Origin of the sequence: Micromonospora sp. NPDC020750 (assembly GCF_044334565.1) — a bacterium.
GTDB lineage: Bacteria > Actinomycetota > Actinomycetes > Mycobacteriales > Micromonosporaceae > Micromonospora.
In genome coordinates, this window is record NZ_JBIRTH010000023.1 from 1 (window position 1) to 6,947 (window position 6,947).

The window sequence follows — 6,947 nt, forward strand, 5'->3', positions numbered from 1 at the left end:
CGATCCCGCGGCACCTGAATCCGCACCGGCCCCACCTCGGTCTGCACCGTCTTCGCCCCGTGACCGTTACGCACGTTGGCCCGCCGACCGGTCGTCTCATCAACGCCGGCCTCGTCAAGATGGGCATCCAGTTCGGCGTCGAGCGCTGATTCCAGGACGGTCCGAGTGATCCCTGCGAGGAACCCACCAGGCCCGACCAGGGACACCCGTCGGCCTTCGCCCGCTCGACCAACTGCTGAGCGAACTCCACCTCCACCGCCGTCGGCCGCGGAAGCTGAACCGCGTTCTTCTTGTCTGCCATGACATGGTCCTTCCCGGACAGGATCAACGTCCTGTCCGGGAAGGACCACACCCGGGTCTGTGGATCTAAAGGCTCTGGCTCACTTTCGGTGGCGACATTCGGTAGTAGGCAGAGATGCCCCGGGATTGCCCTCATGTGCCTGAGCTGGCCAGCTTCGGGGAAGGAGCTGCAACTGCAGTTCGCCGAGTGGCTGGAGCTCGCAGCCCCCTGACCTGCGATGTCATATTGCCGCAGCCGGAACTGCTTTCTGTCACCACCGAATGTGAGAAAGAGCCGAAAGTGAGACAGAGCCAGTTTTCAGGCGGAACCGACAGGCCGGATGCCAACCATTCCGTGGCGCACGGAGCGGGCCGCAAGATGTCGCGCGCCGACGCCCTGCGCCGGGGTCGGGCCAAGCACACGGTCGAGGAGCTGCGCCGCACGCCGGTGGGGTCGCTGGTGGTGTGCGGCGACCGCCACTGCTCTTCGAGGAGGCACCAACGGCCTACAAACGCATCGAGCAGGTGATCGCCGACCTTGTCGACCACGACCTGGCCACGCCCGTGGCCACCACGGTGCCCCTGGTCACCTACAAGACACCCGACCTCGGGTCGACACCTCGTCGGGATCGCAGGGACCACCGCCGCGAGCGAGGCCGGCCGTGAACACCCACCTGCTCCTGTCGGCCGGGCGCGGCCCGCAGGAGTGCGCCTGGGCGCTGGCCCGGTTGCTGCGCCGCCTGGAAGCCGACGCCACCCGGCAGAATCTGCGGACTGATCGGGTGCAGACCGTTCCCGGTGAGCGGCCCGGCACCTACCGATCGGTCCTGGTCCGGACCTCCGAAGCCGCCGCCGGGGCCTTCGCTGCCTCGTGGACCGGAACCCTGTGCTGGCAGGGCCCCAGCCCCTACCGGGCCAACACAGGCCGAAAGAACTGGTACGTCATCGCGCAACCGTGCCAGGTCGACACCACGCGTACGACCTTCGCGGAAGCGGATGTCGACATCGTCGCCTGCCGCACCGGAGGGCCCGGTGGTCAGCACCGGAACAAGGCCAGCACGGCGGTGCGGGCGACCCACCGCCCCTCGGGGATCGTCGTCGTGGTGGACACCGAGCGGCACTTCAGCCTCAATCGCCGCCTCGCCCTGCAACTGCTGCGACAACGCATCGAGCACGGCGACGAAGCGGCACGGCGCGCCGCCACCGCCGCCCGCCGGCAGATCCACGATGAGCTCGTACGCGGCAACCCCACCCGCGTGGAACGTCCGGGAACCGCGGAACAGGACCTGCCCGAACGGGCCGGGGTGGCGCCGGCCCGGGACTGAACGCGCGGAGCGGGCCACCCCGGACGACCAGGGTGGCCCGCTTTCACGCCGGTACGGTCAGAGGGTCAGGGTCCAGCTGTTGAGGTAGCCGGTGTCGATGCTCGCCGCGTCCTGGACCCGCAACCGCCAGGTCCCGTTCGCGGTCTCCGTGGAGAGGTTCACGGTGTAGGTCTGGTCGATGTTGTCGGTGCTGCTGCCGGAGCGGTTGTGCAGCACGTACGCGGTGCCGTCAGGTGCGACGAGGCTGACCACGAGGTCACCGATGTAGGTGTGCGCGATGTGCACCTCGACCTTGCTCGTCGTGGAGGGGGTCGCCGCGCAGCCGCTGATCACGATCGCGCTCTCCACCGTCGTGTTGTCGGGGATCGTCACGTCGGTCCCGTTCGTGCCGGAGCAGCCCGGCAGCCCGTTCACCGTCAGGTTCAGGGTGCTCGTGCGGGCCACCGAGGGGGAGGTACCGATCACGGTGATCGCGGAGGAACCGCTGCCGGCCGTGGCGGTGCTACTGACCGTGAGCGTGGTCGACCCACCGGCGGTGACCGACGGCGGGTTGAACGAGACGGTCACACCCGCCGGCAGCGGGCCGGTCGAGAAGGTCACCTGCTCGGCCGTGCCGCGGATGACCGCGGTGCTGACCGTGGTGGTGGCCGAGGCACCCGGGTCGATCGTCAGCGACGCCGGGGCGACCGAGACGGAGAAGTCGTTGGCGGCACAGGATTCGGAGCCAACCACGTTCACCGCGGTCCAGGCGGCCATCACCGCCTTGTACTCGGTGCTGCAGAGGCCGTACAGGTCGGTGGCGGCCGACAGGGTGTGTAGCCGCGCGGTGTTCGTCGGCTGGGCGGTGTTCACGTAGCGGGTGTTCGAGACGAAGTACACGTCCAGGGCGCGGAACCAGATCTTCTCCGCCTTCGCCCGGCCGATCCCGGTCATCGGGGCAGCGGTGCCGCAGAGCGGCGAGGTGCCGTACGCGGTGGCGCCGGTGCCCTCGGCCAGGTTGAAGAAGAAGTGGTTGCCCACGCCCGAGGAGTAGTGCACGTCGATGCCGTTGGTGCCGGTCGACCAGCAGCCGTGCGACGAGCCGTCCAGCGTCGGGTTGTACATGTAGCGCAGCGGGGTGTTGTTGCCGTTGATGTTGATCTTCTCGCCGACCTGGTAGTCACCCGGGTCGCTCGGCGCGTTGGCGTAGAACTCGACCATGTTGCCGAAGATGTCGCTGGTGGACTCGTTGAGGCCACCGGACTCGCCGGAGTACACCAGGCCCGCGACGGCCTCGGTGACGCCGTGGCTCATCTCGTGGCCGGCCACGTCGAGGGAGACCAGCGGGCGGGAGTTGGCGGAGCCGTCGCCGTAGGTCATCTGGGCGCCGTCCCAGAAGGCGTTGACGTAGGCGTTGCCGTAGTGCACCCGGCTCGGCACGCCGGAGCCGTTGCCGAAGATGCCGTTGCGGCCGTGCACGTTCTTGAAGTAGTCGAACGTCATCGCGGCGCCGAAGTGGGCGTCGACGCCGGCGGACTGCCGGTTGGTGTTGGCGCCGGTGCCCCAGACGTTGTCGGCGTCGGTGAACGTGGTGCAGGTCGACGTGCCGTTGTTCATGTCACAGGTACGGCCGTTGCCGCGCACCGGGTCGATCATCTGGTACGTGCTGCCGGAGAGCGTGGTGTCGACGCTGACGGCGCCGGTGTAGATGCCCGTGCCGCTGCCGGTGACGGACTCGATCTCGTCGTACGAGCCGATCAGTGTGCCGGTCAGCGCGTCGGTGATGACGTGCAGCTTCGAGGGGGTCTGCCCGTCTGGCGCACAGCCGGTCACCACGGTCTCCCAGGCGAGCCGCCCCGTCCCGCTGCTGGCGTCGACGAACAGCTCCGCCTCGCCGGTGGCGGTGACCTTGCCGGAGAACTCGGCGGTCGCCGCCTTCTGGGCCCGTCCGGCGCTGACCTTCGGGGTGGTGCCGAGGCTCAGCGGGGCAGTCAGGCCGACCGAGCTGCCGGCGAAGTCGCCGTCGGCCTCGGTGCGAATGACGAAGTCCCCGCCGTAGACGCGGAGCCCGTCGTACGTGCGGGTGTAGCGGACCACGCCGCCGCCGTTCGCGTCCCGCTTGCTGCTGTGGACGGCGTACCGGTCCTTCGCCGAGGCCTTGACGGTCCGGGCGTTCCCCTTCAGCGCCGCGTCGGCGGCGGTGACCAGCGCGGGGGCCGGCGTGGGTGGCGGGGCGGCGGACACACTCGTGGCGGTGACCACGAGACCGCTGCTGACCAGCGCGGTGATGCTGGCCAGCGCAAGGGCTGATCTCAAATCGACCTCCCAATCCGAGATGCTTACGCATCGATCGATGTCGAGATCGTCGTCCGTCGCGGGAGAGTCTGGGAAGAGGCATAGGCGCATCGGTCAATATCGAATTCCCCATGCTTTCGGTGGTATGGTCACCGAACTGCGTGAGGGTGGTGTCGACGGCCTGATGCTGGCGTGGTCCCGGTAGGTGTCCGCCCGAACGCCTGTAGCCACTCCGCTCGGCTCGCCCCGGGCGTCGGTTGTTGCTGGAGGTATCACGCGTCACTATGGCGCGGAGCTGCACAGCGTTGCAGAATCCTGGCTGTGGGTGACATCGGGCGGGTGCTGGGTGTTGTGGTGCGGGGCGAGCGGCGGGACGATCCGGTCGGGGCGGTGACCGAGGACGACGCGGCACGGCGGGCGGTGGCGTTACTGCGTGGTGACGATGGCGGTCCGATCGTCGTCGACCGAGGTCATCGCCTTCGTGGAGGGCGACCCGGGGGCGCTGACCAGCGACACCGTGATCCGGCACTTCGCGCAACGGCTGCCGGACACCATGGTGCCCAGCCGGGTGATGGTCATGCCGGCGTTCCCGTTGACCCCGAACGGCAAGCCGGACATGGCCCGGCTCGCGGACATCGCGAAGACCGCCACCAGCGCGCCAGCCTCTCCCGTCAAGGGAGCCGCCGCGCTGGTAGCCACGATCACGCAGGTCTGGAGCACGGTGCTGGCACGCGACCCGCGGGGCCGGAGGTCAACTTCTTCGACTGCGGCGGTGCGTCGGCCGATCTGCTGAAGGTGCAGACGGAGCTGTCCCGTCGGCTGTCGCGGGAGGTGGCGCTGCTGGACCTGTTCCGTTATCCGACGATCGCGGGCCTGGCGGCGGCGCTGGCCACCTGACCGGCTACTCGGTCCAGTTGGGCGCTGCCGTGACGACGGGAGCCAACGCCGTCGGAGTAGGGAAGTCGAGGATGTCGAGCAGATCGACGTCCCTCGCCAGATCCGTCCGGATGAGAGCCCGGATACGCACCGCTGTCAGTGACGTGCCACCGAAATCCACGAAATCGCTCTCCGCGCCGAGCGCGTCGTTCTTCAGCGCCGTCCGCCAGATGGTGACCAGTTGTGCAATGAATCGCCAGACATGGTTGCCTTTATCTCTTGCTTATCGTGCCAGTGGAACGGCGACGCTGGTCAGCCGCAGCAGTTCGGCGCCTCGCGCGAGCTTCGCCTCGAGGCTTCCGCGACCGAGCACCAGATGCTGCGGCGCCGGCCTCGATCGCGAGCCGTAGCGGTTCGTAGACAACCAGGTTGAAGTACGAGTACGTGCCCGCAGTCCGTTCGGTGATATAACGCCCCACATCCGCTGCGGCATGGATGTCGGCACGCCAGTAAAGCTGCAGCGATTCCTCAAATGCGCCGAGGGCGGCGTCGATCAACAACGGGGCGGCCGAATGCGTGGCCATGGCGCCGCCGCCGAACCACATGATCTCGTCGGTGGCACCACGATGGGTGGGGCCCACCGTGCCGGAGACATTGACCACCACCTCGCCGACACCGGCGCAGGCCGAATCGCCGAGGTACGCGAAGTCGTACCCATTTGGCAACATGCAGAACAGGCGCGGCGCGGAGTAGGGCGGCTCCGACCGGAGGATGCCCCCCAGTCAGCCCTGTGCAGACGACGAAGAAAGGTGGCCGGGTCCTCATCCCGAGGAATCTGTTGCTGCAGGTAGATCTGCCTGAGCCCCAGCGGGCCCACCGTTGGCGGCGCATCCGAGGACCCTCGTCCGCCGTAGAGATGGGACAGGGTGACCTCGTCGTCGCCGGTGAGGGCGGCGCAGGCGAGCACGGCGGCCCCGAACAACAGTACTGATAGATCTCGGACGCCATCGACCAGCGCGCTGGCCGAGACAGCCCTCGCTCAATGGCTTGTCGACTGGTGGACCTGGCTGCTACTCGGGAGGCTTTGTCCGGCGTTGTAGGTGCGCCGCGACCTCGGGCGGGAGGTCGTCGAGTTGGTTCATGGATTGGCCGGGGCGCAGGAAGTCGAAGAGCAGGACGGTGCGGGTCTCGCCAGCGTGGTTCCATGCTTCATGCTCGACCGTGTCGTCGAACACGAATGTTCTGCCCTCGTGCCAGCGGCGGGTTTGGCTGCCTACCCTCAGTGCACAGTCGCCCTCGGGTACGACCAGGCCCAGGTGGGCGCGGTAGACGGTGGTCACCCAGCCTTCGTGGGGCTTGATCCTGGTGCCTGTGGTCATGCGGGAGAACCCGGCGGTGGTCAGACCGGGTATGTGTTGCAGCGCGTCGGCGGTTCGTGGGCAGGCGGACAGGGCTGCTTCGATGCGGGTGCCGAACGCGATCAGTCCGTACACGCTCCAGCCTTCGCCGTACATGTGACGCTGCACCCACGGCTCGAAGGAATCCTCGGCCAACGCGAGGCACTCGGTGCGGATCTCGCGCCAGTTGCGGCGGAGGTCCTCCAAGAACGGAAACTGGTCCTGATTGACGAACACGCCGCCTCCGAAGCCGGGCCTGACAGGTGGGTGATTCCTTCTATCGCACCGATCCGATGACGGCAAGTCCGGCTACTCCGGCCCATCCGCTTGGCCACCGACCGCTTCCACGCCTTCCAAGGTCGCTATCACCGCCTCCACGGCCTGCTTCGCGATCGTCGCCTCAGGCTTTCGCTCGGGACTGCGTAGATTTCCGTGTTTGACCTGGGTGTGGTCCGTTGGACAGGACGTAGATCCTGTCCGGGAAGGACCACGTCATGGCAGACAAGAAGAACGCGGTTCAGCTTCCGCAGCCGTCGGCGGTGGAGGTGGAGTTCGCTCAGCAGTTGGTGGAGCGGGCCAAGGCCGACGGGGTGTCGTTGGTCGGGGCGGGTGGGCTCCTCGCCGGGATCACCCGTAGCGTGCTCGAGTCGGCCCTCGACGCCGAGCTGGACGCCCACCTCGACGAGGCCGGTGTGGACGACACGACCGGTCGGCGGGCCAACGTGCGTAACGGTCACGGGGCGAAGACGGTGCAGACCGAGGTGGGGCCGGTGCGGATTCAGGTGCCGCGGGATCG

At 68.0% G+C, this 6,947-nt stretch carries 9 protein-coding genes and 1 pseudogene; 5 read left to right on the forward strand and 5 right to left on the reverse strand.

Features of this window, described 5'->3' with window-relative positions:
• Window positions 1-350, reverse strand: a 350-nt coding sequence (locus tag ACH4T9_RS31815) for a transposase (RefSeq protein ID WP_396686876.1), incomplete at its 3' end; no start/stop codon positions are given.
• A gap of 272 nt (window positions 351-622) precedes the next feature.
• On the opposite strand from ACH4T9_RS31815, the pseudogene ACH4T9_RS31820 reads away from it, so the two are divergent.
• Window positions 623-945, forward strand: a pseudogene (locus ACH4T9_RS31820) (RtcB family protein); the annotation flags it as partial.
• Entirely contained in the window at window positions 942-1,604 is a 663-nt protein-coding gene (gene prfH, locus ACH4T9_RS31825; RefSeq protein WP_091630134.1) for a peptide chain release factor H, read from the forward strand. The pseudogene ACH4T9_RS31820 and the gene prfH, both read left to right, overlap by 4 nt.
• 57 nt (window positions 1,605-1,661) lie before the next feature.
• Here prfH and ACH4T9_RS31830 read toward each other — a convergent pair whose 3' ends face one another.
• A complete protein-coding gene (locus ACH4T9_RS31830; protein WP_396675146.1) occupies window positions 1,662-3,899 on the reverse strand; it encodes a M4 family metallopeptidase in 2,238 nt (745 codons plus the stop codon).
• 421 nt (window positions 3,900-4,320) lie between these two features.
• On the opposite strand from ACH4T9_RS31830, the gene ACH4T9_RS31835 reads away from it, so the two are divergent.
• Both ACH4T9_RS31835 and ACH4T9_RS31840 read left to right on the forward strand, forming a co-directional pair.
• Complete coding sequence (locus ACH4T9_RS31835) at window positions 4,321-4,671, forward strand: hypothetical protein (protein ID WP_393159682.1); 351 nt, start codon at window positions 4,321-4,323, stop codon at window positions 4,669-4,671.
• A gap of 2 nt (window positions 4,672-4,673) precedes the next feature.
• Complete coding sequence (locus ACH4T9_RS31840) at window positions 4,674-4,775, forward strand: hypothetical protein (protein WP_396675144.1); 102 nt, start codon at window positions 4,674-4,676, stop codon at window positions 4,773-4,775.
• Between the two features lie 4 nt (window positions 4,776-4,779).
• Here the strand turns inward: ACH4T9_RS31840 and ACH4T9_RS31845 are convergent, their stop codons facing one another.
• The 3 genes from ACH4T9_RS31845 to ACH4T9_RS31855 all read right to left on the reverse strand — a co-directional run bounded on the left by ACH4T9_RS31845 (window position 4,780) and on the right by ACH4T9_RS31855 (window position 6,388).
• Window positions 4,780-5,004, reverse strand: coding sequence for an acyl carrier protein (locus ACH4T9_RS31845; RefSeq protein ID WP_091630137.1), 225 nt, complete (start codon window positions 5,002-5,004; stop codon window positions 4,780-4,782).
• Window positions 5,005-5,026: 22 nt separating this feature from the next.
• Window positions 5,027-5,482 carry a hypothetical protein gene (locus ACH4T9_RS31850; protein ID WP_396675142.1) on the reverse strand — a complete coding sequence of 152 codons (456 nt, stop codon included), beginning with the start codon at window positions 5,480-5,482 and terminating at the stop codon, window positions 5,027-5,029.
• Between the two features lie 342 nt (window positions 5,483-5,824).
• Window positions 5,825-6,388 (reverse strand): aspartyl/asparaginyl beta-hydroxylase domain-containing protein, encoded by a 564-nt coding sequence (locus ACH4T9_RS31855; protein ID WP_396675140.1) that lies wholly within the window; start codon window positions 6,386-6,388, stop codon window positions 5,825-5,827.
• Window positions 6,389-6,645: 257 nt separating this feature from the next.
• Here ACH4T9_RS31855 and ACH4T9_RS31860 point away from each other — a divergent pair.
• Window positions 6,646-6,947, forward strand: a 302-nt coding sequence (locus tag ACH4T9_RS31860; protein WP_396675139.1) for a transposase, incomplete at its 3' end; no start/stop codon positions are given.